Origin of the sequence: Streptomyces sp. Root431, assembly GCF_001426585.1 — a bacterium.
Lineage (GTDB): Bacteria > Actinomycetota > Actinomycetes > Streptomycetales > Streptomycetaceae > Streptomyces > Streptomyces stackebrandtii.
Map to the genome: position 1 here is coordinate 359,245 of NZ_LMEI01000013.1, position 24,075 is coordinate 383,319.

General features: G+C 72.1%; 17 protein-coding genes, 2 pseudogenes and 1 riboswitch. Of the genes and pseudogenes, 10 read left to right on the plus strand and 9 right to left on the minus strand.

What is annotated here, in order from left to right:
* The first annotated feature begins 1,226 nt into the window (after positions 1-1,226).
* On the plus strand, positions 1,227-1,403 hold the full coding sequence (locus ASC82_RS31285; protein WP_242427797.1) for a hypothetical protein: 177 nt from the start codon (positions 1,227-1,229) through the stop codon (positions 1,401-1,403).
* Between the two features lie 694 nt (positions 1,404-2,097).
* On the opposite strand, the gene ASC82_RS29740 is transcribed toward ASC82_RS31285, so the two are convergent.
* Together ASC82_RS29740 and ASC82_RS31290 are read right to left on the minus strand one after the other, a co-directional pair.
* Positions 2,098-4,425, minus strand: a complete 2,328-nt coding sequence (locus ASC82_RS29740; protein WP_079039505.1) for a non-ribosomal peptide synthetase — start codon at positions 4,423-4,425, stop codon at positions 2,098-2,100.
* 112 nt (positions 4,426-4,537) lie between these two features.
* A pseudogene (locus tag ASC82_RS31290) lies at positions 4,538-11,197 on the minus strand (amino acid adenylation domain-containing protein); the annotation flags it as partial.
* Between the two features lie 499 nt (positions 11,198-11,696).
* Here ASC82_RS31290 and ASC82_RS27115 point away from each other — a divergent pair.
* Together ASC82_RS27115 and ASC82_RS27120 are read left to right on the plus strand one after the other, a co-directional pair.
* Positions 11,697-13,136 (plus strand): DUF1254 domain-containing protein, encoded by a 1,440-nt coding sequence (locus ASC82_RS27115; protein ID WP_107105978.1) that lies wholly within the window; start codon positions 11,697-11,699, stop codon positions 13,134-13,136.
* A 12-nt stretch (positions 13,137-13,148) separates the two neighbouring features.
* Positions 13,149-13,352, plus strand: a complete 204-nt coding sequence (locus ASC82_RS27120) for an antitoxin (RefSeq protein WP_056653328.1) — start codon at positions 13,149-13,151, stop codon at positions 13,350-13,352.
* A gap of 134 nt (positions 13,353-13,486) precedes the next feature.
* On the opposite strand, the gene ASC82_RS27125 is transcribed toward ASC82_RS27120, so the two are convergent.
* On the minus strand, positions 13,487-14,089 hold the full coding sequence (locus tag ASC82_RS27125) for an MBL fold metallo-hydrolase (protein ID WP_056653331.1): 603 nt from the start codon (positions 14,087-14,089) through the stop codon (positions 13,487-13,489).
* 153 nt (positions 14,090-14,242) lie between these two features.
* Between ASC82_RS27125 and ASC82_RS27130 the strand changes: the two genes are divergently transcribed.
* The 4 genes from ASC82_RS27130 to ASC82_RS27145 all read left to right on the plus strand — a co-directional run bounded on the left by ASC82_RS27130 (position 14,243) and on the right by ASC82_RS27145 (position 18,426).
* Entirely contained in the window at positions 14,243-15,157 is a 915-nt protein-coding gene (locus tag ASC82_RS27130; RefSeq protein WP_056654302.1) for a helix-turn-helix domain-containing protein, read from the plus strand.
* A 284-nt stretch (positions 15,158-15,441) separates the two neighbouring features.
* Positions 15,442-16,917: an APC family permease gene (locus ASC82_RS27135; RefSeq protein WP_056653334.1), complete on the plus strand. Its 1,476-nt coding sequence runs from the start codon at positions 15,442-15,444 to the stop codon at positions 16,915-16,917.
* Positions 16,914-17,354, plus strand: a complete 441-nt coding sequence (locus tag ASC82_RS27140; protein ID WP_056653337.1) for a hypothetical protein — start codon at positions 16,914-16,916, stop codon at positions 17,352-17,354. Before ASC82_RS27135 ends, ASC82_RS27140 begins: the two co-directional genes overlap by 4 nt.
* 109 nt (positions 17,355-17,463) lie before the next feature.
* Positions 17,464-18,426 carry a D-2-hydroxyacid dehydrogenase family protein gene (locus ASC82_RS27145; RefSeq protein ID WP_056653340.1) on the plus strand — a complete coding sequence of 321 codons (963 nt, stop codon included), beginning with the start codon at positions 17,464-17,466 and terminating at the stop codon, positions 18,424-18,426.
* 104 nt (positions 18,427-18,530) lie between these two features.
* On the opposite strand, the gene ASC82_RS27150 is transcribed toward ASC82_RS27145, so the two are convergent.
* Positions 18,531-19,328 carry a CbtA family protein gene (locus ASC82_RS27150; RefSeq protein ID WP_079039507.1) on the minus strand — a complete coding sequence of 266 codons (798 nt, stop codon included), beginning with the start codon at positions 19,326-19,328 and terminating at the stop codon, positions 18,531-18,533.
* A 23-nt stretch (positions 19,329-19,351) separates the two neighbouring features.
* Complete coding sequence (locus ASC82_RS27155) at positions 19,352-19,579, minus strand: CbtB-domain containing protein (RefSeq protein WP_024755781.1); 228 nt, start codon at positions 19,577-19,579, stop codon at positions 19,352-19,354.
* Between the two features lie 59 nt (positions 19,580-19,638).
* A riboswitch (cobalamin riboswitch) is annotated at positions 19,639-19,714 on the minus strand.
* Between the two features lie 212 nt (positions 19,715-19,926).
* Here ASC82_RS27155 and ASC82_RS27160 point away from each other — a divergent pair.
* Positions 19,927-20,469 carry a histidine phosphatase family protein gene (locus tag ASC82_RS27160; protein WP_347336089.1) on the plus strand — a complete coding sequence of 181 codons (543 nt, stop codon included), beginning with the start codon at positions 19,927-19,929 and terminating at the stop codon, positions 20,467-20,469.
* A 56-nt stretch (positions 20,470-20,525) separates the two neighbouring features.
* On the opposite strand, the gene ASC82_RS27165 is transcribed toward ASC82_RS27160, so the two are convergent.
* Positions 20,526-20,882, minus strand: coding sequence for a GntR family transcriptional regulator (locus tag ASC82_RS27165; protein WP_056653345.1), 357 nt, complete (start codon positions 20,880-20,882; stop codon positions 20,526-20,528).
* 2 nt (positions 20,883-20,884) lie between these two features.
* Positions 20,885-21,835 carry a hypothetical protein gene (locus tag ASC82_RS27170; protein WP_056653348.1) on the minus strand — a complete coding sequence of 317 codons (951 nt, stop codon included), beginning with the start codon at positions 21,833-21,835 and terminating at the stop codon, positions 20,885-20,887.
* A 154-nt stretch (positions 21,836-21,989) separates the two neighbouring features.
* Between ASC82_RS27170 and ASC82_RS27175 the strand changes: the two genes are divergently transcribed.
* A complete protein-coding gene (locus ASC82_RS27175) occupies positions 21,990-22,982 on the plus strand; it encodes a nucleoside hydrolase (RefSeq protein WP_056653351.1) in 993 nt (330 codons plus the stop codon).
* Between the two features lie 14 nt (positions 22,983-22,996).
* Here the strand turns inward: ASC82_RS27175 and ASC82_RS31295 are convergent.
* Both ASC82_RS31295 and ASC82_RS27180 read right to left on the minus strand, forming a co-directional pair.
* A pseudogene (locus ASC82_RS31295) lies at positions 22,997-23,074 on the minus strand (N-acetyltransferase); the annotation flags it as partial.
* An 11-nt stretch (positions 23,075-23,085) separates the two neighbouring features.
* Complete coding sequence (locus tag ASC82_RS27180; protein ID WP_056654307.1) at positions 23,086-23,523, minus strand: MarR family transcriptional regulator; 438 nt, start codon at positions 23,521-23,523, stop codon at positions 23,086-23,088.
* Between the two features lie 92 nt (positions 23,524-23,615).
* Here ASC82_RS27180 and ASC82_RS27185 point away from each other — a divergent pair, with 92 nt between their 5' ends.
* Positions 23,616-23,963, plus strand: a complete 348-nt coding sequence (locus ASC82_RS27185) for a DoxX family protein (RefSeq protein WP_056653354.1) — start codon at positions 23,616-23,618, stop codon at positions 23,961-23,963.
* Positions 23,964-24,075: the final 112 nt, after the last annotated feature.

The window sequence follows — 24,075 nt, forward strand, 5'->3', positions numbered from 1 at the left end:
GACCGCCACGGAGGCACCGGCCGTGAGGGCGCCCCAGTACTCCAGGGTGAAGGCGTCGAAGGAGAAGTTGGCCGCCTGGGCGACGACGTCGGTGGAGGAGATGTCCGCGAACCAGTTGTTGTCGATCAGCCGGCAGATCGCCTGGTGCTGCACCATGACGCCCTTCGGCGTCCCCGTCGAACCGGAGGTGTAGATGATGTACGCCAGGTCCTGCGGGCCCGACTGCGGGGCGGGGTCGGCGGCGGGCCGCGCGGCGATCGCGGCCCGGTCGGCGTCGACGAGGACGCGGGCGGCGGTGCCGGGGAGCCGGCCGGCCAGGTGCTCCTGGGTGACGACCAGCGGGGCGCGGGTGTCGGAGAGCATGAACTCCAGGCGGGCGGCGGGGTAGTCGGGGTCGAGCGGCACGTACGCCGCACCGGCCTTCGTCACGCCGAGGAGCGCGACGATCATGTCCAGGCCCCGGTCCAGGCACACCGCGACCAGGTCGCCGGGCGTGACGCCCAGACCCGTCAGGTGGTGCGCGAGCCGGTTCGCCCGGGCGTTCAGCTCGGCGTAGGTGAGGCGCGTCCCGTCGAACGTGGCGGCGGTGGCGTCCGGGGTGCGGGCGGCCTGCCGCTCGAAGAGCGCGTGGACGGTCACGTCGTCCTCGTACGGGACGGGGGTGCCGTTGAAGGTACGGAGGACCTGCTCCCGTTCGGCGTCGCCGAGGACGTCGAGCTCCCCGACCGGGCGCACCGGGTCGGCGACGACCGCGCCGAGAAGGCGGGTGTAGTGGCCGGCGAGGCGCTCCACGGTGGTGCGGTCGAACAGCTCGGTGGAGTACACGATCTCGGCGTCGAGCGAGCCGTCGGACTGCTCGGTGAGGAACAGCGTCAGGTCGAACTTCGATGCGTGCGTCGCGACTTCGACGGTGTCGACGGCCAGGCCGGGGAGGGTCCAGGTGCCGTCCGGGACGTTCTGGAGGGCGAACATGACCTGGAAGAGGGCGTTGCGGGAGAGGTCCCGCTCGGGGGCCAGCTCCTCCACGATCCGCTCGAAGGGCAGGTCCTGGTGGCCGAACGCGCCGAGCGCCGTCTCCCGCACCTGACCGAGGAGGTCGGTGAAGGAAGGGTTCGCGGCCAAGTCCGACCGCATGACCAGGGTGTTGACGAAGAAGCCGACCAGGTCCTCGACCTCGGCGCGGTTGCGGCCCGCGATCGGGGTGCCGACCGCGATGTCGTCCTGCCATGAAGAGCGAGGCGCCCTGCGCCGACGCGAGCTCCTGGAGCCCCTTCGTCACCTCCGCGCCGACCTTGAAGGTCACCGCGTCACCCGCACCCGACCGGTGCAGCGGACGCGGACGGTCCGTCGGCAGCTCCAGCGGCTCGATCCCGGCGAGGTTCTCCCGCCAGTACCCGAGCTGACGCTCCTCCCGCTCCGGAGTCAGCCACTGGTGCTGCCAGAGCGCGAAGTCCCCGTATTGGATGGGCAGTTCGGCCAGTCCGGCCTCCCGGCCCTCAAGCACCGCCGTGTAGAACGCGCGGAGCTCGTCCGTCAGCACCGACACCGACCAGCCGTCCGCGACGATGTGGTGGATCGCCATCGCCAGGAGCTGCCGCTCGTCCGTGAGCCGCACGACCGTCACGCGGAGCAGTCGCCCGCCGGACAGGTCGAACGCCCCGGCCACCCCCGCGTCGACAGCCGCCTTGGCCTGGCGCTCGCGCTCGGTCCCGTCGGCGACGTGCCGCAGGTCCACGACCTCGACCGGCACCCGCCACGCCTCGTCCACGACCTGGACCGGCTCGCCGTCCTCACCCGTCACGAACCGGGTCCGCAGCACCTCGTGCCGAGCGACCAGTCCGGAGAAGGCCGACTCCAGGGCCGCCAGGTCGAGGGCACCGCCGATCTCGAACCCGAAGGGGATCACGTACTCCGCGCTCCCCGGCTCCAGCTGGTCCAGGAACCACAGCCGGCGCTGCGCGAAGGAGAGCGGCTTGCCGCCCGGGCTCTCGACGCGCTTGATGCGGTCGTCCACCGTGCGCTTGTTCATCCGGGCGAGAAGACGCGACTCGAGGCTGTCGCCTGTAGCGATACTCATCGGAATTGTCCCTTACCTGATCAGAGAGAAGTCGAGTCGGAGGAGGCGGAGCCGGCCGGGGCGGCCGGATCGGCCGGGGCGTCTTCGAGCGCGAGCAGTTCCAGGACGTGCGCGCTGACTTCCGCGACAGTGGGCGTGAGGAAGAACTTCCTGAGGCTGACTTCGAGACCGGTCAGCAGGTCGATCTGGTTGATCACCCGGGTGGCGAGGAGCGAGTGCCCGCCGAGGTGGAAGAAGTTGTCGTGGACGCCGATCCGGTCGATGCCGAGGACCTCGCCCCAGATGCCGGCGATGATCCGCTCCACCTCGGTACGCGGGGCGACGTACTCGTCGTCCGTGTCCGGGCGGTCGCCCTCCGGCTCCGGCAGGGCCTTGCGGTCGACCTTGCCGTTGGGCGTCAGCGGCAGGGCGTCGAGCAGGACGAACCAGTTCGGGACCATGTAGTCGGGCAGGCTCTCGCGGAGCCGCGTCCGCAGACCGGCGACGCTCGGCACGCTGCCGGCGGCCGGGACGCAGTAGGCGACCAGGCGCTTGTCGCCGGGGGTGTCCTCGCGGACGATCACGACGGCCGCGGCGACGTCCTCGTGCCCGGACAGCGCGGACTCGATCTCGCCGAGCTCGATGCGCAGACCGCGCAGCTTCACCTGCTGGTCGATCCGGCCCAGGAACTCCAGGTTCCCGTCGGGGAGCCAGCGCACCAGGTCACCGGTCCGGTAGACCCGGGCCCCCGGCTCGTCGGAGAAGGGGTGCGGGACGAAGACCTCTTCGGTGAGCTCCGGCCGGTTCCAGTACCCCCGGGCCACGCCCGCGCCGCCGATCCACAGCTCGCCGGGGACGCCGACCGGCGCCAGGCCGCCGAAGCGGTCCATCACCAGGGCCTCGGTGTTCGCGATCGGCGAGCCGATCAGGATCACTCCGCGCGGCCTGGTGATCAGGCTCGACGTGGCGGTGATCGTCGTCTCGGTCGGACCGTACGTGTTGTAGATCGGCACGGAGGTGTACCGGAACCACTCCTGCACCGCCGCGGCCGGCACCTGCTCACCGCCGAGGACGAGCAGCCGGAAGTCGGGGCCCAGCGACCGGCCGTTGCCGAGGTGCGGGACGACCTGCTCCCACAGGGCGGGGGTCAGCTCGCCGACCGTGACGCCCTCGGAGCCGATGGTCTGGAGGAGGGAGGTGGGGCTCCACTTCTCCGTACCCCGCATGACAAGGCGCGCGCCGGAGATCAGGGTGGGGAAGATCTGCTCCGCCGCCGCGTCGAAGGTCACGGAGGCGAACTGCAGGACGCGGTCGGCGGCCGTGATCCCGTACCGGCTGCGCATCTCCTGGAGCCTGTTGCTCATCGACCGGTGCTGGATCATGACGCCCTTGGGGGTGCCGGTCGATCCGGAGGTGTAGATGAGGTACGCCAGGTCGTCCGGGCCCGCCCGCCGTACGGGGTCGGTGACCGGCCGCGCGGCGATCGCGGGCAGGTCGGTGTCGACGAGGACCTGCGTGGCCGTCTCCGGGAGCCGGTCCGCGAGGTGCGCCTGCGTGATGACGAGCGGGGCGCGGGTGTCCGAGAGCATGAACTCCAGGCGCGCGGCCGGGTAGTCGGGGTCGAGCGGGACGTACGCCGCACCCGCCTTCATCACGCCCAGCAGCGCCACGATCATGTCCGGGCCCCGGTCGACGCAGACCGTGACCAGGTCGTCGGTCGTGATGCCCAGGTCGATGAGGTGGTGGGCGAGCCGGTTGGCCCGGGCGTTGAGCTCCGCGTACGAGAGGCGGGTGCCCTCGCAGACGATCGCCACGGCGTCGGGGGTGCGGGCCGCCTGCTGCGCGAACAGCTCGTGGACGGTGATGTCGTCCTCGTACGGGACGGCGGTGTCGTTGAAGGTGCCGAGCAGCCGGTCCCGCTCGGGGGCGCCGAGGAGGTCGAGCTCCCCGACGGGACGCGCCGGGTCGGCCACGGCCCCGTCCAGCAGGTTCGCGTAGTGGCCGGCGAGGCGCTCGGCCGTCGTGCGGTCGAACAGCTCGGTGGAGTAGACGAGTTCTCCGGCGAAGCCGCCGTCCGCCGCCGGGGTCAGCGTCAGCGACAGGTCGAACTTGGCCGCCTCCGAGATCACCGTCTCGTCCGAGGTCCACCGGGCTCCGTCGGTGACGAAGTCGGTGGTGCCCAGCGTGGTCTCGCGGAGCTCGAACATGACCTGGAAGAGGGCGTTGCGGGAGAGGTCCCGCTCGGGGGCCAGCTCCTCCACGATCCGCTCGAACGGCAGGTCCTGGTGCCCGTACGCCCCCAGGGCCGTCTCCCGCACCTGACCGAGGAGGTCGGTGAAGGAGGGGTTGGACGTGAGATCCGACCGCATGACCAGGGTGTTGACGAAGAAGCCGACCAGGTCCTCGACCTCGGCGCGGTTGCGGCCCGCGATCGGGGTGCCGACCGCGATGTCGTCCTGACGCGACCACCGGATCCGACCGCATGACCAGGGTGTTGACGAAGAAGCCGACCAGGTCCTCGACCTCGGCGCGGTTGCGGCCCGCGATCGGGGTGCCGACCGCGATGTCGTCCTGACGCGACCAGCGGGAGAGCAGGACCTGGAAGCCCGCCAGACCCGCCATGAAGAGGGAGGCGTTCTGCCCGGTGGCCAGCTTCCGCAGGCCCTCCGCCGTCTCCGCCGGTACGCGGAAGGTCACCGCGTCACCCGCCCCGGAACGCACCAACGGGCGCGGACGGTCCGTCGGAAGCTCCAGCGGCTCGACGCCGGCGAGGTTCTCCCGCCAGTACCCGAGCTGACGCTCGGCACGCTCCGGGGTCAGCCACTGGTGCTGCCAGAGAGCGAAGTCACCGTACTGGACCGGGAGCTCGGCCAGTGCGGCGTCCCGTCCTGCCAGCGCCGCCGCGTAGGACTCGCGGAGCTCGTCCGTGAGCACCGACACCGACCAGCCGTCCGCGACGATGTGGTGGATCGCCGTCATGAGCAGCTGGCGCTCGTCGGCCAGCCGCACGACCGTCACCCGCAGCAGCCGGCCGCTGGTCAGGTCGAAGGGGCGGCAGGCCCTGTTCTCCAGGGTGACGCGGGCCTGGCGCTCGCGCTCGGCCTCGTCGGCGACGTGCCGCAGGTCCACGACCTCGACCGGCACCCGCCACGCCTCGTCCACGACCTGGACGGGCTCGCCGCCCTCACCGGTCACGAACCGCGTGCGCAGCACCTCGTGCCGCGCGACCAGACCCGAGAACGCCGTCTCCAGGGCCACCGGGTCGAGCGAGCCGTCCACCTCGAAGCCGAAGGGGATCACGTACTCCGCGCTGCCCGGCTCCAGCTGGTCCAGGAACCACAGCCGCCGCTGCGCGAAGGAGAGCGGTACGACGGTGCCCTCGGCGCGGGGCAGCACCGGAAGCCCGTCGCTCACGGGCGTGCCCTCGGCGACGGCCACGGCCATGTCCGCGACGGTCGGGTAGAGGAACATGCGGCGGACGGCCAGCTCGACGTGGAGCTTCCTGGCCACGCGCAGGATCACCTGGACCGCGTGCAGGGAGTGTCCGCCGAGGTGGAAGAAGTTGTCGTGGACGCCCACCCGGTCCACGCCCAGGACCTCGGCCCAGATGTCGGCGACGATCCGCTCGGTCCTGTTGCGCGGCTCGACGTACCCGCCGTCCGTGTCCGGGCGGTCGCCGTCCGGCTGCGGCAGCGCCTTGCGGTCGACCTTGCCGTTGGGGGTCTGCGGCAGCGCGTCGAGAAAGACGAACCAGTTCGGGACCATGTAGTCGGGCAGGCTCTCCCGCAGCCGGGAGCGGAGCTCCACGACGGTCGGCTCACGGCCCGCGACGGGGACGCAGTAGCCGACGAGACGCCGGTCGCCGGGGGTGTCCTCGCGGACGATCACCGTGGCGGCGGCGACGTCCTCGTGGGCGGCGAGCGCGGACTCGATCTCGCCGAGCTCGATGCGCAGACCGCGCAGCTTCACCTGCCGGTCGATGCGGCCCAGGAACTCCAGGTTCCCGTCGGGGAGCCAGCGCACCAGGTCACCGGTGCGGTAGACGCGGGCTCCGGGGTCGGAGGAGAAGGGGTGCGGGACGAAGCACTCGTCCGTCAGGACGCGGCGGTTCCAGTAGCCCCGGGCCACGCCCGGGCCGCCGATCCACAGCTCACCGGGGACGCCGACCGGCGCCGGGCCGCCGAACCGGTCCATGACGAGCGCCTGCACGTTCGCGAGGGGCCGGCCGACGAGGTTGCCGTCGGAGATCCGGTGGTGGCGGTGGAAAACGGCGGTCATGGTCGTCTCGGTCGGGCCGTAGTGGTTGACCACCTCCTTCGCCGAGGCGTGCACGAGCGCCTGCTCGCCCGCGAGAAGCGTCGGGCTCTCCCCGCTGAGCAGGACCGTGTCGAAGGCGAGGTCGATCCCGCACTCGGCCGCCGTCTGCACGAGCACCCGGTAGGCACTGGGCACGCAGCTGAGGATGTTCCGTACGCCTTCGGTCTCCGCCGCCTCCAGGTAGGTCCTGGGGTCGGCCATGGAGCCGGTCGGCATGATCCGGAGCCGGGCGCCGGAGGCGAGGCCGCCGAAGATCTCCCGTACCGAGGCGTCGTAGGAGATGGAGACCGTCTGGAGGAGCGTCCCGGGGTTCTGCCCGCCGAGGACGGATCCGGTCAGGAAGCCCAGGTAGTTCACCACGCCCTGGTGCCTGATCATGACGCCCTTGGGCGTCCCGGTCGATCCCGAGGTGTAGATGAGGTACGCCAGGTCCTGCGGGCCCGACTGCGGCGCGGGGTCGGTGGCGGGGGCCTCCGCGATGACGTCCCAATCGGAGTCGATCACGACCTGCGCGGCCGTTCCCGGCAGGCGCTCGACGAGGTGCGCCTGCGTGACGACCAGCGGGGCGCGGGTGTCCGAGAGCATGAACTCCAGGCGCGCCGCCGGGTAGTCGGGGTCGAGCGCCACGTAGGCCGCGCCCGCCTTCAGGACGCCGAGCAGCGCGACGATCATGTCCGCGCCCCGGTCGACGCAGACCGTGACCAGGTCGCCGGCGGTGACGCCCCGGCCCATGAGGTGGTGCGCGAGCCGGTTGGCGCGGGCGTTCAGCTCCGCGTACGACAGCTCCACGGCATCGGACACCACCGCCGGGGCGTCCGGCGTGCGGGCGACCTGCGCCTCCACCAGGGCCTGGATCGTGGCCGCGCCCTCGTACTCGTCCGGGACGGTGGCGGCGGCGATCAGCCGGTCCCGCTCCCCCGCGTCCAGCAGGTCCAGGCGCCCGACGGGGCGGTCCGGGTGGGCGAGCACCGCCGCCAGGAGGTTGACGTAGTGGCCGGCGAGGCGCTCGACGGTGGCGCGGTCGAAGAGCTCGGTGGAGTACACGATCTCGGCGTCGAGCGAGCCGTCGGACTGCTCGGTGAGGAAGAGCGTCAGGTCGAACTTCGAGGCGTGCGTGGCGACTTCGATGGTGTCGAGGGAGAGGCCGGGGAGGGTCCAGGCGCTCTCCGGGACGTTCTGGAGGGCGAACATGACCTGGAAGAGGGCGTTGCGGGAGAGGTCCCGTTCGGGGGCCAGCTCCTCGACGATCCGCTCGAAGGGCAGGTCCTGGTGGCCGTACGCCCCCAGGGCCGTCTCCCGCACCTGACCGAGGAGGTCGGTGAAGGACGGGTTCGCGGCCAAGTCCGCCCGCATGACCAGGGTGTTGACGAAGAAGCCGACCAGGTCTTCCACCTCGGCGCGGTTACGGCCGGCGACCGGCGTCCCCACCGCGATGTCGTCCTGCCGCGACCAGCGCGACAGGAGCACCTGGAAGCCCGCCAGACCCGCCATGAAGAGCGAGGCGTTCTGCCCGGAGGCCAGCTTCCGAAGGCCCTCCGCCGTCTCCGCCGGTACGCGGAAGGTCACCGCGTCACCCGCGCCGGAACGCACCAACGGGCGCGGACGGTCGGTCGGAAGCTCCAGCGGCTCGACCCCGGCGAGGTTCTCCCGCCAGTACCCGAGCTGACGCTCGGCACGCTCCGGGGTCAGCCACTGGTGCTGCCAGAGCGCGAAGTCCCCGTACTGGACCGCCAGTTCGGCCAGACCTGCCTCCCGGCCCTCCACGGCCGCCGCGTAGAACTCCCGCAGCTCGTCCGTGAGCACCGACACCGACCAGCCGTCGGCCACGATGTGGTGGATCGCCGTCATGAGTAGCTGGCGGTCGTCCGTGAGCCGCACGACCGTCACGCGGAGCAGCCGCCCGCCCGACAGGTCGAAGGGCTCGCCCGCGCCGGCGTCGACGGCCGCGCGGGCCTGCCGCTCGCGCTCGGCCGCGTCGGCGATGTGCCGCAGGTCGATCAGCTCGGCCCGCACCTGCCACGGCTCGCCGACGACCTGCACCGGCTCGCTGTCCTCGCCGGTCACGAACCGGGTCCGCAGCACCTCGTGCCGCGCGACAAGGCCCGAGAAGGCCGTCTCCAGGGCCGCAAGGTCGAGTACGCCCTCCACCTCGAAGCCGAAGGGGATCACGTACTCCGCGCTGCCCGGCTCCAGCTGGTCCAGGAACCACAGCCGCCGCTGCGCGAAAGAGAGCGGGAGGACGGTGGCGCCGTCCTCACGGGGAAGCAGGGGTACGGCGACGCCCCCGTCTCCGTGGGTGAGGGCGTCCGCGAGCAGCGCGACCGTCGGGGCGTTGAACATGTCGCGGACGGTCAGCTCGACGTTCAGCCGCTTCGCGACCCGCGAGACCATCCGGACGGCGTGCAGGGAGTGCCCGCCGAGGAGGAAGAAGTCGTCGTGGACGCCGACCCGGTCGAGGCCGAGGACGTCCCGCCAGATGTCGGCGATGACCTGCTCGGTCTCGTTGCGCGGGGCGGTGTAGTCGCCGTCGGCGGCCTGGCCTGCGCCGTCGGGCACGGGCAGCGAGCGGCGGTCGACCTTGCCGTTGGGGGTCAGGGGCAGGGCGTCGAGGAAGACGAACCAGTTCGGGACCATGTAGTCGGGCAGGCTCTCGCGGAGCCGCGCCCGCAGGGCGGCGACGGTCAGGACCCGGCCGACGACGGGGACGCAGTAGCCGACGAGGTGCTTCTCGCCGGGGGTGTCCTCGCGGACGACCACGGTGACGTTGGCGACGTCCTCGTGGGCGGCGAGGGCCGCCTCGATCTCGCCGAGCTCGATGCGCAGACCGCGCAGCTTCACCTGCTGGTCGATGCGGCCGAGGAACTCGATGTTCCCGTCGGGGAGCCAGCGGACCAGGTCGCCGGTGCGGTAGACGCGCTCGCCCGCGTCCTGCGAGAAGGGGTGCGGGACGAAGCGCTCCTCGGTGAGCTCGGGCCGGTTCCAGTAGCCCCGGGCCACGCCGGGGCCGCCGATCCACAGCTCGCCGGGGACGCCGACCGGTGCGAGGCCGCCGAAGCGGTCCATGATCAGGGCCTCGGTGTTCGCGATGGGCCGGCCGATCGGCATGGACGTGATCTGCGGGCCGTCCGGGTCGACGATGTAGCAGGTCGCGAAGACGGCCGCCTCGGTCGGGCCGTAGCCGTTGACGAGGTGCTCCGGCGCGTGGGGGCCGGCGAGGAGGGCGTCGGCGACCGAGCGCTCGACGGCGTCGCCGCCGTACATGACCGTCTTCATCCCGGCGACCAGGTCGGGGGCCTCGGAGACGTGGTGGTTGAAGAGCGGGGCGGTCAGCCACATCGTGGTGACGTCGTGGGCGCGGAGGGTGGACGCGAGGAGCGGGGTGTCGACGAGCGCTTCCTTGGTCACGATGGCGAGCGCGGCGCCCGAGGTGAGGGCGCCCCAGCACTCCCAGGTGAAGACGTCGAAGCAGAAGTTGCAGGTCTGGGCGACGACGTCGGTGGCGGTGATGTCCGCGAACCAGTTGTTGTCGATCAGCCGGCAGATCGCCTGGTGCTGCACCATGACGCCCTTCGGCGTCCCGGTCGAACCGGAGGTGTAGATGATGTACGCCAGGTCCTGCGGGCCCGACTGCGGGGCGGGGTCGGTGGCGGGGGCCTCCGCGATGGCGTCCCAGTCGGTGTCCATCAAGACCTGCGCGGCCGTTCCCGGCAGGCGCTCGACGAGGTGCGACTGCGTGACGACGAGCGGGGCGCGGGTGTCGGAGAGCATGAACTCCAGGCGCGCCGCCGGGTAGTCGGGGTCGAGGGGGACGTACGCGGCGCCGGTCTTCATGACGCCGAGGAGGGCGACGATCATGTCCGGGCCCCGGTCGACGCAGACCGTGACCAGGTCGCCGGCCGTGACGCCCCGGCCCATCAGGTGGTGGGCCAGCCGGTTTCCCCGGGCGTTGAGCTCGGCGTACGTGAGGCGGGTGTCCCCGAAGAGGACCGCGACGGCGTCCGGCGTGCGGGCGGCCTGCCGCTCGAAGAGCCGGTGGACGGTGATGTCGTCCTCGTACGGGACGGAGGTGTCGTTGAAGGCGCCGAGCAGCTGATCCCGCTCCTGTACGCCGAGGAGGTCGAGGTGGCCGACGGGACGGTCCGGGTGGGCGAGCGCGGCCGTCAGGAGGTTGACGTAGTGGCCGGCGAGACGCTCGACGGTGGTGCGGTCGAACAGCTCGGCGGCGTAGGCGAGTTCGGCGGTGAGCGCGCCGCCCTCGGCCGGGGTGAGGACGAGCGACAGGTCGCACGCGGCCGTCTGCGGGGCGGCGGCCGGCGTGGTCTCGCGGAGCTCGTACATGACCTGGAAGAGGGCGTTGCGCGAGAGGTCCCGCTCCGGGACGAGCTCCTCCACGATCCGCTCGAACGGCAGGTCCTGGTGCCCGTACGCGTCGAGCGCCGTCTCCCGCACCTGGCCGAGGAGGTCGGTGAACGACGGGTTCGCGGTCAGGTCCGCCCGCATGACCAGCGTGTTCGGGAGCTGCTCGCCGGCGCGGGGGGCCGTGGGGGTGCCCACCGCGATGTCGTCCTGGCGCGACCAGCGGGACAGCAGCGCCTGGAGCCCCGCGAGACCCGCCGTGAACAGCGACGCGTCCTGCCCGGAGGCCAGCGTCCGCAGGCCCTCGGCCGTGGCGGCGGGAACGGTGAAGCGGACGGTGTCGGTGACGCCGGGATGGCTGAGCGGCCGGGGGCGGTCCGTGGGGAACTCCAGTGGTTCCACACCGGCCAGCCTTCGCCGCCAGAATTCCTGCTGACGGGCGAGGGCGTCGGCCGAGATCATTTCCATGGAGAGCGTCACTTCATCACCGATCCGGGTTCGAGAAGAACCGGCGCGCAAAGCGCCGGGAGCAAGGCGGGGACACGCCGGGCGGGCATGGCGAAGAAAGCCTCGGCGTGAAAGGGGAATTGCTGCCGTCGGTGCGAGCCGGGGCTCCGTCCACCGGGGATACACGAGGTCAGGCGGCTGCCTACGACCCTCTTGCTGTCGTTTCCGATCCGTCGTCCGAGTCGGACGAGCCGGCGGAATTCCGTGTCACGTGGTTCTGCGGGAGCGGATCGCGCTGCACTTCTCTTTCCCCCTTCTCGTTTTCGTCCGACGACGTGCAGACATCAGCATGCGGACAGCCGACACTGCCTGTTTATCTCCGGGGAGCTGCCCCGGTGATCACAGTTTTGCGTTCTCCCCGGGCGGGCGAAAGATCTGGCCGCTGGACGGAAACGGCACCGACATGAACCGTCCTTGCGTTCGGCGGGCGGGGCGGAGGAGGGGCGTCTAGCGTGGCGGCATGAGCGAATTCGACATGCTTTCAGGCGATTTGCACAGCCTCGTCATGGAGGGGGACCTGCCCCGGCGGGCCGACCTGGGGCTCGTCTTCGACGAGCTGGACCACCAGATGGCTTGTCAGGCGTACCTCTGGGCGCTGCCGCTGGTCTCGTACGCGCAGTGGCAGAAGGTGCACCGGGAGGTGTTCGAGGCGGGGCCGTACGACCTCGTGCACTACGTGACCTACCGCGACCGGCTCGGCCTCATCACCGCGAACGCCACCACGCCGTACATCCTCGGCTTCTTCGACCTGTCCGTCTCCGGGCCGCTGGTCGTCGACCTGCCCGCCGGGCCGACCGCCGGCGGGGTCTCGGACTTCTGGCAGCGTGAGATCGGCGCCATGGGCGAGATGGGGCCCGACCGCGGGCAGGGCGGCCGCTATCTGATCGTCCCGCCCGGTCAGGCGGTGCCCGAGGGCGCCGACCGTGACCACCGGCTGCTCGCCTCGACCGGCTTCAACGTCATGTTCGGCTTCCGCACCCTCGACCCCGACCCCGTACGGGCCAAGGCCCTCGTCGACGCCGTCCGCATCCACCCGTACGGAGACGAGAGCGCCACGACCCGGCTCGTCTCCCCGGAGGGCCGTCCCTGGTCCGGGGACCAGCCGGGCGGGCTCGCGTACTGGGAGCGGCTGCACGACATCTACCAGCGCGAGACCGTCGACGAACGCGACCGCTTCTTCCTGGCCATGCTGAAGCAGCTCGGCATCGAGAAGGGGAAGCCGTTCGCGCCCGACGAGCGGCTGGTCCGCATCCTGACCCGGGCCAGTGCCGTCGGCGAGCTCATGGCGAAGACGAACTCCTTCGCCAAGCGCTTCCCCGGCTCCCGCTACTGGCCCGACCGCCAGTGGGACCTCGTCCTGATGCTGGACCGCTCCGACCAGCGGGCCGACCACCACGACCAGCTGCTGGAGCGCGCGGCCTGGTTCTACGAGGCCGTCAGCTTCTCCGAGGCCATGAAGTCGCGGACGCCCGGGCTCGGGCAGGCGTACCTCGGCACCTACACCGATGCCGGCGGGCAGTGGCTCGACGGATCCCGCCCGTACACGCTCCGGGTCCCGGCCGATCCGCCCGCGAAGCTCTTCTGGTCCGTCACCGTCTACGACACGGAGACCCGGTGCCTGATCGACAACCCCCAGCAGCGGGGTGACCGCGGTTCGCGCGACGACGAGCTGACGTACGAGGACGACGGCTCCGTCGTCCTCCACTTCGGGCCCGAGCCGCCCGCGTCGGGCGAGACGAACTGGGTGCAGACCGTCCCCGGCCGCCACTGGTTCGCCTACACCCGTTTCTACGGGCCCCTGGAGCCGTACTTCGACCGGTCCTGGAAGCTCGGCGACATCACGCCTCAGGATGCGGAAACTCCGCTTGGCCGCGAAGCTGGGGGCGTCGGCTTTTCGTGAGGAGGACAAGTAATGTCCATGCTCGACAAGCTCAAGGGCATGCTCAAGGGCCATGAGGACACCGCACGTCAGGGTGTCGAGAAGGCGGGTGACGCCATCGACGCCAAGACGGGCAACAAGTACCAGAGCCAGGTCGATACGGCCCAGCAGAAGATCAACGAACAGCTGGGGACGCATCAGCAGCCTGGTGGCGAGCAGAAGCCGCCCCAGCCCTAGCCCTCCCGTCGAACGACCGAAGAGGCCCCGGGGGATTTCCCCCGGGGCCTCGGTCGTTCGGATCGGTCGCGTCTGCGATCGGTCGGTCTCGGATCGGTAGCGTCTCCGATCGGTCGCGTCTCCGATCGGGCGTGTCAGCGCGGCGCCGTGTCGTCGGCCGGGAAGGCCGGACCGTGGCCGGGCACGATGACGTCCGCGGCGGCGAGCACCCGGAGCCGGGAGTCGCGCAGGACCGTGTGGTCCGGGGCGACCGGGTCGTCCACGGGGCCGTTCGGACGCCACCAGAGGTCGCCCACGAAGGCGACGACGTCCGTGTCGGTGCCGGCGAGGAGCGTGATGTCCTCGCGGCTGTGCCCAGGCGTGCGGATCAGGCGGAGCGACGGGGTCAGTTCGTAGCCCTCGGCGTCGCGGTCGGTCCACTGGTCGTTCTCGTAGATCGCGTGGTGGTCGTGGACGCGCGCCTGGCCGAAGAGGCCGACGTTCATGGTGTTGTCCGGGTGGTGGTGGCTGAGCACGACGTCAGTGATGTCGTCGGGGCCGAGGCCCAGTTCGGCGAGCGGTCCGAGGATCCGGTCGCGGCCGGCCACCATGCCGGGGTCGACGATCACGTGCCGGTCGCCGTCGTGCACGTAGGAGACGGTGGCGGCGACCCCCGGGCCGGTGGAGAGGGTGTAGCCGGTGGTCAGGACCGTGTAGCGGGCGGTGCGGCCGCGCAGTGCGTCGTCGTTGGTGTTCATGGACCCAAGTCTTCGCTTCCGGCGGCCCCTTCACGAGTGGCCGTGCTGCCACCGATCGCGTGAATCGTGCCAGGTGTCGCGGACGGCCCGTGCCACACTCCTGGGGTGCCGCCCTTCGTGACCGTCGCCGCCTACGCCCCGTCCGGCGTCGGCATGCTCGGCGCCGGAATCGTCTCCGAGGTGTTCGACTTCCGCGGACAGGGCCTGCCGCGCTTCGACTTCGCCCTGTGCACCGACCGGCCCGGCCGGGTCCGCACCGACGTCGGTCTGCCGCTCGTCGTCGAGCACGGCCTGGACCGGCTCGCCTCGGCCGACCTCGTCATCGCCCTGCCCTGGAACGACTTCCGTACGCCCCCGGCCCCCGCCGTACTCGACGCGCTGAACGCCGCCCACGGGCGCGGCGCGCTGGTCGCGGCCCACTGCGTCGGCGCCTTCGCGCTCGCCGCCGCCGGGCTCCTCGACGGGCGGCGGGCCACCACCCACTGGCGGTTCGCCGGCCTCCTCGCCGAGCGCCACCCGGACGTCACCGTCGACCCCGACGCGCTGTACGTGGACGAGGGCAGCGTCGCCACGGGCGCGGGCGCCGCCGCCGGCTTCGACCTGTGCCTGCACCTCCTGCGCCGGGAGTACGGCGCCACCACGGCCAACGCCATCGCGCGTGACCTGGTGCTCCCGTCCCACCGGGACGGCGGCCAGGCCCAGTACCTGGCCACTCCCGTACCCGAGGACAGTCAGGACGAGCGGCTCTCCGAGGTGCTCGCCTGGGCCCGGGAACATCTCGACGAGCCGCTCCCCGTCGCCGAGTTGGCCCGCCGGGCCCTGATGAGCCGGCGTTCCTTCGCCCGCCGTTTCGCCGCCTCCACGGGCACCACCCCGCACGCCTGGCTGCTCGGGCTGCGCCTCAGCCGCGCCGAGGAGCTCCTGGAGACCACGGACCTGCCGGTCGAGGAGATCGCCCACGCGGTCGGCTTCGGCAGCGCGGCCGTGCTCCGCGCCCAGTTCGTCCGCCGCCGGGGCGTCCCGCCCCGCTCGTACCGCCGGTCCTTCACGCGCACGCCCACCGCCTGAGGGGTCGGACGAGGGCCGCGGCCGTCAGGGGTCAGGGTGGCCCCCCAGAGGCCGCCGGCGCCCCGCCGCCGCCACGGAGGCCATGGGCTCGCCGACGCCCTCGACGACACCTTCGCGCACGGGCTCGGGGCGCTCCTCGACGACCTCGAAGCGCGACTGAAGGCCGCCTCACGGCCGACACGCCGAGGAACGCCGAGCCGCCCTAGCCCGTACGGGTTCCACCGGTTGCCGCACCCCACCCCCCGATCCAGCCTGGGGTGATCGTGTGACCGATGGGAGGGCCCATGAGCAGCATCGACACCCCGGCCGAAGTACCCCGCCCACGTGCGGCGGCGGCCGGGGCGGCCGCGCCGAACACCATGACGTGGGTGACGCTCGCCCTGATGACGACCGCGTCGGTGGCGAGCCTGCGGGCCGCGCCCACCATGGCCGTCTACGGCCTGGCCTGCGTCTTCCTCTACCTCGTCCCGGCCATCGTCTTCCTCCTGCCGACGGCGCTGGTCTCCGCCGAGCTCGCCTCCGGCTGGAACGGCGGCGTCTACCGCTGGGTCTCCGAGGGCCTCTCCAAACCGCTCGGATTCCTCGCGGTCTGGTGCCAGTTCGCGATGACGATCTTCTACTACCCGAGCCTGCTGGCCTTCGTGGCCTCCACCATCGCGTACGTCATCGACCCGTCCCTGGCCTCCAACGGCGTCTACACCGCGATCGTCATCATGGTCCTGTACTGGACCGGCGTCTGGGTCTCCTCACGCGGGACGAAGGCCCTCGCGGGACTGTCCAGTTGGGGCCTGGTCATCGGGACGCTCGTACCCGGCACGATCCTCGTCGTCCTCGGCATGATCTTCCTCGGCCAGGGCAACCCGTCGGCCGCCCCCATGAACGCCGACCACCTGCTGCCGCAGTGGACGGGCCTCGCCAGCCTCGTCCTGATCGTCAACAACTTCCTCTCGTACTCCGGCATGGAGATGAACGCCGTCCACGTCTCCTCGCTGAAGAACCCGGGGAAGGAGTACCCGAAGTCGATGTTCCTGGCCGTGTGCCTGGTGCTCCTGATCTTCATCCTGCCCGCGCTCGCGATCAGCTGGGTCGTCCCCGCCGACCAGCTCAGCCTCACCGCGGGCGTGATGCAGGCCTTCGACGCCTTCTTCTCGTACTTCGACATCGGCTGGATGACGCCGATCGCCGCCGTCATGCTGATCTCCGCCTCCCTGGCCGGCATGCTGACCTGGCTCGCCGGCCCGTCCAAGGGCCTCCTGGAGATCTCCCGCAGCGAGGGCTACCTGCCGCCGTTCCTGCAGCAGCTCAACAAGTTCGGCGTCCAGCAGAACATCCTGGTCACCCAGGGCGTCGTGACCTCGATCATCGCCCTGATGTACGCGCTCATCCCCAACGTGTCGAGCGTCTACTGGATCTTCTCCACCATCACCACGCAGGTCTATCTCATCGTCTACCTGCTGATGTTCGCCGCCGCGATGCGGCTGCGGAAGACCCATCCCGACCATCCGCGCGGCTACCGGGCACCCGCCCTGGGGCTGATCTGCACGGTCGGCCTGCTCGCCTCGCTCGCGGCCCTCGCCATCGGCTTCGTCCCGCCGTCCCAGTTCGGCGGCGGCAGCGTGTGGGCGTACGCCCTCTTCATCGGCAGCGGCCTGCTCGTCCTCGGGTTCCTCATCCCCTGGGCCTTCCTGAAGTTCCGCAAGCCGAGCTGGCGCACCGCCGCAGCCTCTTCGGACCCGACGGCCGAGGGAGACCGGTCATGAGCCCCACCCGTTACGCCTCCGAGCACAAGTGGATCTACTGGGGCGCGATCGTTCTCCTCGTCGGCCTCGCCGTCACCGGGGTGATCAAGTACACGGTCGTCCGGTCGAACAGCGAGTCCGTCGCCAAGGCCAACCAGCTCCAGGACGAGCTGCTGGAGGCCGGATACTCCGCGCCCCCCGACGCCGACACGATCGAGCAGCTGCTCGGTACGGACGGCGGCCCGGTCTGCGATGCGCCGGGCAGCGCCCTGCAGACCGCACTCTGGAAGATCCGCCAGTCGAACGGCACCACCGGCCCCGGCCAGCGGCCCGTCATCTCCGACACGAAGGCCCTTGAGGCCGAGCGGCTCGTGCTGAAGGTCTACTGCCCCGACCAGCTCCCCGAGTTCGACGAGGCCGTGAAGGACCTGAAGACGGACGACACCGTGCGGCGCTGAGCCGTACGGTGTCGCCCGCCACCCCTCGCGGCGATATCGAAGAGAGACAAGTCAGGGCAATTCCCTGGGGGGCGAGCGGCTTTGTCGCGCGGAGGGCGATCATGCGGTCATGAAGCTGCCGCGCTGCGCCGTACTCGACGACTATCAGGGTGTCGCCCTCTCCTCCGCCGACTGGGGCCCGCTCGCCGGGCGGGTCGAGGTCCGCGCGCTGCGCGAGCACCTCGCCGACCGGGACGCGCTCGTCGCCGCCGTCGAGGACTGCGAGATCCTCGTCGTCATGCGGGAGCGCACCCCCGTCGACGCCGCGCTCCTCGACCGGCTCCCCCGGCTCCGGCTGATCGTCACCTCCGGGCTGCGGAACGCCTCGATCGACGTCGCCGCCGCCCGCGCCCGCGGCATCACCGTCTGCGGCACCGCCAGCAGCGCCGAGCCGCCCACCGAGCTGACCTGGGCCCTGCTCCTGGGCCTCGCCCGGCACGTACGGACCGAGGCGCAGGCGCTGCGGGAGGGCGGGCCCTGGCAGTCCACCGTCGGCGCCGACCTGGCCGGCCGGACCCTCGGCCTCGTCGGCCTCGGGAAGATCGGCGGCCGGGTCGCCCGGATCGGCCTCGCCTTCGGCATGGACGTCCTCGCCTGGAGCCCGAACCTCACGGAGGAGCGGGCCGCGGAGCACGGCGTACGGCTCGCGAAGGACCGGCGGGAGCTGCTCGGGAGCAGTGACTTCGTCTCCCTGCACCTGGTGCTGTCGGATCGCACCCGGGGCCTGATCGGGGAGCAGGAGCTGCGGGCGATGCGCCCGTCCGCGTACCTCGTCAACACCTCACGGGCGGGGCTCGTCGACGGCGGGGCGCTGCTGCGGGCGCTGCGCGAGGGGTGGATCGCCGGGGCCGGGCTCGACGTCTTCGCGACGGAGCCGCTGCCGGCCGACGACCCGCTGCGGACCCTGCCGAACGTCCTGGCCCTCCCCCATCTGGGGTACGTGACGGAGAGCAACTACGCCCGCTACTTCGGGCAGGCGGTCGAGGACATCGAGGCGTTCCTGGCGGGCGCGCCGGTGCGGGAACTGGGGTGACGCGAAGGTGCCCTCCCTTCGTACGCCTACGAAGGGAGGGCACCTCAAGCCGTGACCCAGGCCATGGCTCAGGCCATGGCTCAGGCCGTGACCCGGACCGTCACTCAGACCGTGACCGGCTCCGCGACCGCCGTGCGGGGCGCGGCCGGGGCGAGCAGCCGCTGGGCCAGGACGCCGAAGGCGACAGCGAAGACCGCCCACAGGACCGCCTGGATCCCGAGGGTGGCGAGCCGGAACTCCCACAGCACGGCCGCGGGGAAGCCGACCTGCACCGCGTCGTCGTTGCCCGGCAGGAGCGCGCAGGCGACGGCGACGGCGGCGACGAAACCGGCGCCGGCGACGAGGGTGGCGTTCCAGTTGCCGAGGCGCGGGGCGAGGCGGCGGCCGGCGATGACGGCGGCGACGCCGAGCAGCACGCTCAGCAGGATCATCAGGAAGAAGAGCGTGGTGCGCTTCCCGATGGTGTCGGGGTTGCCGACGGCCGGCGGGGTCGCCGGGTACTTCAGGAACGGCACGAGGTACACGGTCGTGAAGGCGGCGGCCGCGACGAGCGCGGCGGTGGCCTTCGGCGTGAACCGGCCGACGCGTCCGAGGACGAAGGCGAACGCGAGGGAGGCGATGCCGCCGAGCGCGACGCCGTAGACGAGGACGCCGGTGGCGAGGCCGGCCGTGGACTGGACGTCCCGGCTGACGAGCTCCTCCTCCGCCTCCTCGGCGGCCGCCGCGGCGCCGTGACCGGCGTGCGCGGCCTTGGCGGCGGCCTCCTCGACGGCGATCGAGGCGTCGACGGACGGCTCGCCCACGGCGTACGCGACGACGAAGGCGAACAGTCCGGCGATCAGGCCCGCGAGCATGCCGCGGACCAGCAGTCTCCTCACAGTGGAGGACGACGTGTCATACATGTGCGTGAGCTCCTCTACCGCGGTCAGTGGCAGGGGAAGCCGAGCAGATGACGACCGTCGTGGACCCACTCGTGGACATCGCTGCCCGCGAAGACGGAGAGGGCGCCCTGCTCGGCGCCGACGAAGTAGAGCGCGACGAGCGCCAGCAGCCCGGCGAACAGCGCCCAGGGCAGCACGGTGCGGACCGGCAGGGAAACCGGCAGCGCGACGGGGGTGGTGGGGATGGCGGACGGGGCGACGGCCTCGGCCATGGCGGAACCTCCTCGGGAACTCGCGTCCCATAACGGTGGTGCGCGACGACGGTCGTCGGGTCTGACTCGCCGGGTCCCGGGGATGCCGGGTCGGCTCACAGTGGCGCGACCGTGCCGGTTTCTCACCGGACTTCCGTCTCGCCGTCGTCGGTTGTGGAATTGTCGCCGTGACCGTACCGCGCGGGCCGCAGCGCGGGAAGAGCGCACGGGCGGCAGATCGAGCACTGAGGGATGAATCACCCGTGAACGCATCAACCGTGGGACCGCCAGGGCCGTCCGGCGTGCCCGGGCCGTCAGGGCCGTCAGGCGTGCCCGGGCCGTCCGGCCCGCCTCCGCCGGAGCGGACCGTGCGGCTCGTCCTGGTCGCCCCGGCCATGAACGCGGCCCTGCGCGAGGCCCGCTTCGACGACGGTTCCCCGGTGGATCCCGCGAGCGCCGACCCGGTGTGCCTCGGACGGTCGGTACGGGCGCTCACCGCGCCGTCCCCGCGCTGCCGGGGCACGGCCGAGCTCCTCCGCGTGCCGGGGGTCGTGCCCGAACCGGCGCTCGCGGGCTGCGCGATGGGCCGGTGGCGGGGCCGGCGCCTGGACGAACTCGCCGCCGAGGATCCGGAGTCGGTGGCGGCCTGGCTCTCCGACCCCGACGCCGTACCGCACGGCGGGGAGTCCCTGCGGTCCCTGTGGGACCGGGTCGCCGCCTGGATGGACGGCCTGGAGCCGGGCACCGTCTGGGCCGTCGCCGAGCCGGACGTGATCCGGGCGGCCGTCGCGCACGCCCTCGGCGCGCCGGGGGCGGCTTTCTGGCGCCTGGACGTGCGCCCCCGGTCGTCCGTCGAACTCACCGGCCGCTCGGGCCGCTGGAACGTCGGGATCGGCTCCGTACTCAGCTGAGACGGGTACGGGCGAGCTCCTGCCTCAGCCGAGACGGATACGGACGAGCTCCTGCCTCAACCGAGGCTGGTACGCGCGAGCTCCAGGAACTCCGCCTCCGTCAGGCCCAGTTCGCGGGCCTCCGCCGCCGCCTCGCGCAGCCGGGAGACCAGCCGGGCGCGGTCGGGGGCGGCGACACCCGGGACGATGACGGCGCCGCGGCCCCGGCGGAGCTCGATGAGGCCCTCCTCGCGGAGCCGCTGGTAGCCGCGGAGGACGGTGTGGACGTTGACGCCCAGGGAGTCGGCCAGCTCCCGGGCGGCCGGGAGGCGTTCGCCGGGCTCGGCGGAGCCGTCGGCGAGCGCCCCGCGGACGCAGGCGGCGATCTGGTCGCCGAGGGGGACGGAGGAGGCCGGGTCGACGCGGAAGAGCACGGTCAGACCTTCCCATGCCGCTCGACCAGCGCGTTCAGAAGGGCGGCGGCGGTCCGCGCGTCGGGCACGGTCACCGCGAACTCGCGGCCGCTCCCCCTCCGTACGACGAGGGCCTCGCCGGAGCGCAGCACCACGCCCGTCCGGTGGGCCCGGACGCGGTAGCCCCAGCCGCCGAAGTCGGTCATGGCGTCGATCTCGCGGACGCCGGCGCCCTCCACCCCGTCGAGCGGGACGCGGACGCGGGGGCGGGGGACGAGGGCGGAGCGGACGGTGAGGCCGTGCCGGTCGACGGTGACCCGGACCCGCGCGAGGGCGAGCCCCGGTACGCCGACGACGAGACCGAGCAGGCCGAGCAGGGCGCCGGGCCAGGTGGCGACGAGCAGGGTCACGGGGGCGGCGGCGAGGGCGAGCACGGAGAGGACGGTCAGGGCGCGGGAGCCGGTGTCCTTGGACCAGCGGGCGGCCTCGCCCGCGGCGAGCGGAAGCACCGAAGGGTCCGCCTCCCCGGGCGCCGAGGGCTCCGCCTCGGCCGGTACGAGCGAGCCGAGCGCCCACCCGGCGGCGCCGGCCACGACCGCGACCACCAAGGCGATCCCGAGGTCCATGCCGGGGCTGAAGACCACCGGCCCGAAGGTGTCGTCGACGCGGTTGGCGCGGAGGAGCTGGACGAGGAGTCCGCCGGCGAAGCCCGCGGTGGCCCAGGCCGCCCACAGGTACCGGCGGCGGACGAGCGCGGTCCAGCCGGCGGCGAGACCGAGGAGCAGGGCCGTACTGACGAGGACGTAGGCGGTCGGGCCGGTCCAGCCGTCGCCCTCTCCCCGGGCGGAGAAGTGGGTGGCGAGTTCGGCGGGCAACTCGTCCCGCCAGCGGGCGAAGAGCAGCAGGTGGACGGCGAGGGCGAGGACGAAGGGGAGCGCGGCGAGCGCGCGGAGACGAGGTGTGGCACGGTTCATCGAAAACCTCCCTTGTTTGCACTCTACTAGAACAATGAGGTTTTCGGCTCGAAGATCTTCGAGATGCGAGCACTCGTGACTCGGATGGCACCGATCGGCGGATGACCCGGAAGGGCTCGTGACGGCACCCGGCCCCCTGTGGCACGGTGGAGGCATGCCCGTACCCGTGATCCTCGACTGCGATCCCGGTCACGACGACGCCTTCAACATCCTGCTGGCCGCCGCCCACCCCTCCGTCGACCTCCTCGCGATCACGACCGTCGCGGGCAACCAGTCGGTGGACAAGACCACCCTCAACGCGCGCCGGATGTGCGAGGCCGCGGGGATCCGGGGCGTGCCGATCGCGGCGGGCGCGGCGGGCCCGCTGCACGCCCGGCCGCACGGCGGGCAGCTCATCGCCGAGAAAATCCACGGCGGCTCGGGGCTCGACGGCCCGAGCTGGGAGTCCGGCCCGGGCGCGGGCTTCGGCGACGGCGAACCGACCGTGCCGCAGGACCCGCGGGACGCGCTCACGCTCCTCCGGGACACCCTGATCCGCCACCCGGCCCCCGTCACCCTCGTCCCGACGGGCCCGCTGACGAACATCGCGACGCTGCTCCTCGCGCACCCGCGGCTGACGGACCGCATCGAGCGGATCGTCCTGATGGGCGGTTCGGCGGAACGCGGAAACACCACGCCCGCGGCCGAGTTCAACATCCTCTGCGACCCGGAGGCGGCGGACATCGTCTTCGGCTGCGGAGTGCCGGTGACGATGTTCGGCCTCAACGCCACCCACCAGGTGCGGGCCACCCCCGAGGTCATCGCCCGGCTCACGGCGCTCGGCACGCCGCTGAGCCGGCTCTGCGTGGAGCTGCTCACCTACTTCGCGTCGACCTACCGCGAGGTGTACGGCTTCGACACGCCCCCGCTGCACGACCCGCTGACCGTGGCCCACCTCATCGACCCGTCGCTGGTCAGCCTGGTCCGCGCGGCGGTGCGGGTGGAGCTGACGGGGACGTGGACGCGGGGCGCGACGGTCGTCGACCTGGACGGGGTGACGGGCCTGCCGCCCAACGCGGAGGTGGGCATGGACGTCGACGCGGCCGGCTTCTGGGACCTGATCGTGGAAGCGGTACGGGTCCTGGGCGGCGCGCCGAACACGCCTTAGGCCCTAGGGCACGTCCGGTGGTGCGTGTCGATGCCCCACCGCGTCACGGTCCCGACCAGCGTGCCGCCGTCCGGCTCCACGACGGAGAACGGACGTGCCCCGGCTAACCGCACTCGTGGTCGGCGGGATCGACGACCACCCGGTCCAACAGCCCGCGCAGCAGGACCTGTTCGGCCTCGGTCAGATCCCCGAACAGCTCGCGCTCCGCCGCGCCCACGGCCGCGTCGACCCGTTCGAGGGCCTCGACGCCGGCCGGGGTGATCTCCACGATGTGCCGCCGGCGGTCGGCGGGATCGCGCCGCCGCCCCGCAAGCCCGGCGTCTTCCAACTCGTTCAGGATCGCGACGAGTTGACTCGGGTCGATCTCCATGACGGCGGCCAGTTCGCGCTGGCTCATGGCCCCCGGGGCGAGCTGCATCAGCGTCATCGCGTTCCGCGGGTGCAGCCCCACGACGCCCAGGGCCGCGCGGATGCGCGCGCCGGTGAGCTCCCCCCGGAAGGAGAGGAGGAAGCCGAGGCGATCGGTCGGATGAGCTGCCATGCCGTCCACCGTAACAGCGGGCCCATTGTGGAGCCAGGTCAATCGTTGATACCGTTCAACGATTGAGTCACCCACACCATCGGAGCCCTTCCATGTTCCTCGGCTACACCATCGTCGCCGCGCTGCTCGCCTTCGCGCTCTCCGCCTCCGCCTTCCTGACCTTCACGCGCAACCCGCAGATCACCGGCAACATGACCAAGCTCGGCGTGCCCGAATCCTGGCTCCCCTGGCTCGCCACGGCGAAGGCCGCGGGCGCCGTCGGCCTCCTCGCCGGCCTCGCCGTCCCTCTCCTCGGCGTGGCGGCGGCCATCGGCGTCACCCTCTACTTCGCGGGCGCCGTGATCACCCACCTGCGCGCGAAGGACTACGAGCTGGCCCCGGCGCTCGTCCTCACCCTGATCTCGGTGGCCGCCCTGATCCTGCGCATAGCCTCCGCCTGAACCGGCCGAGCCGACGGAGCAGGCCGAGCCGCCTTGCCTGCGGGGTGTGCGCGGGCATGCCGAAGGCCCCGCCCACCGACCCCCGTGCGGTGAGCGAGGCCTTCGGAGACCA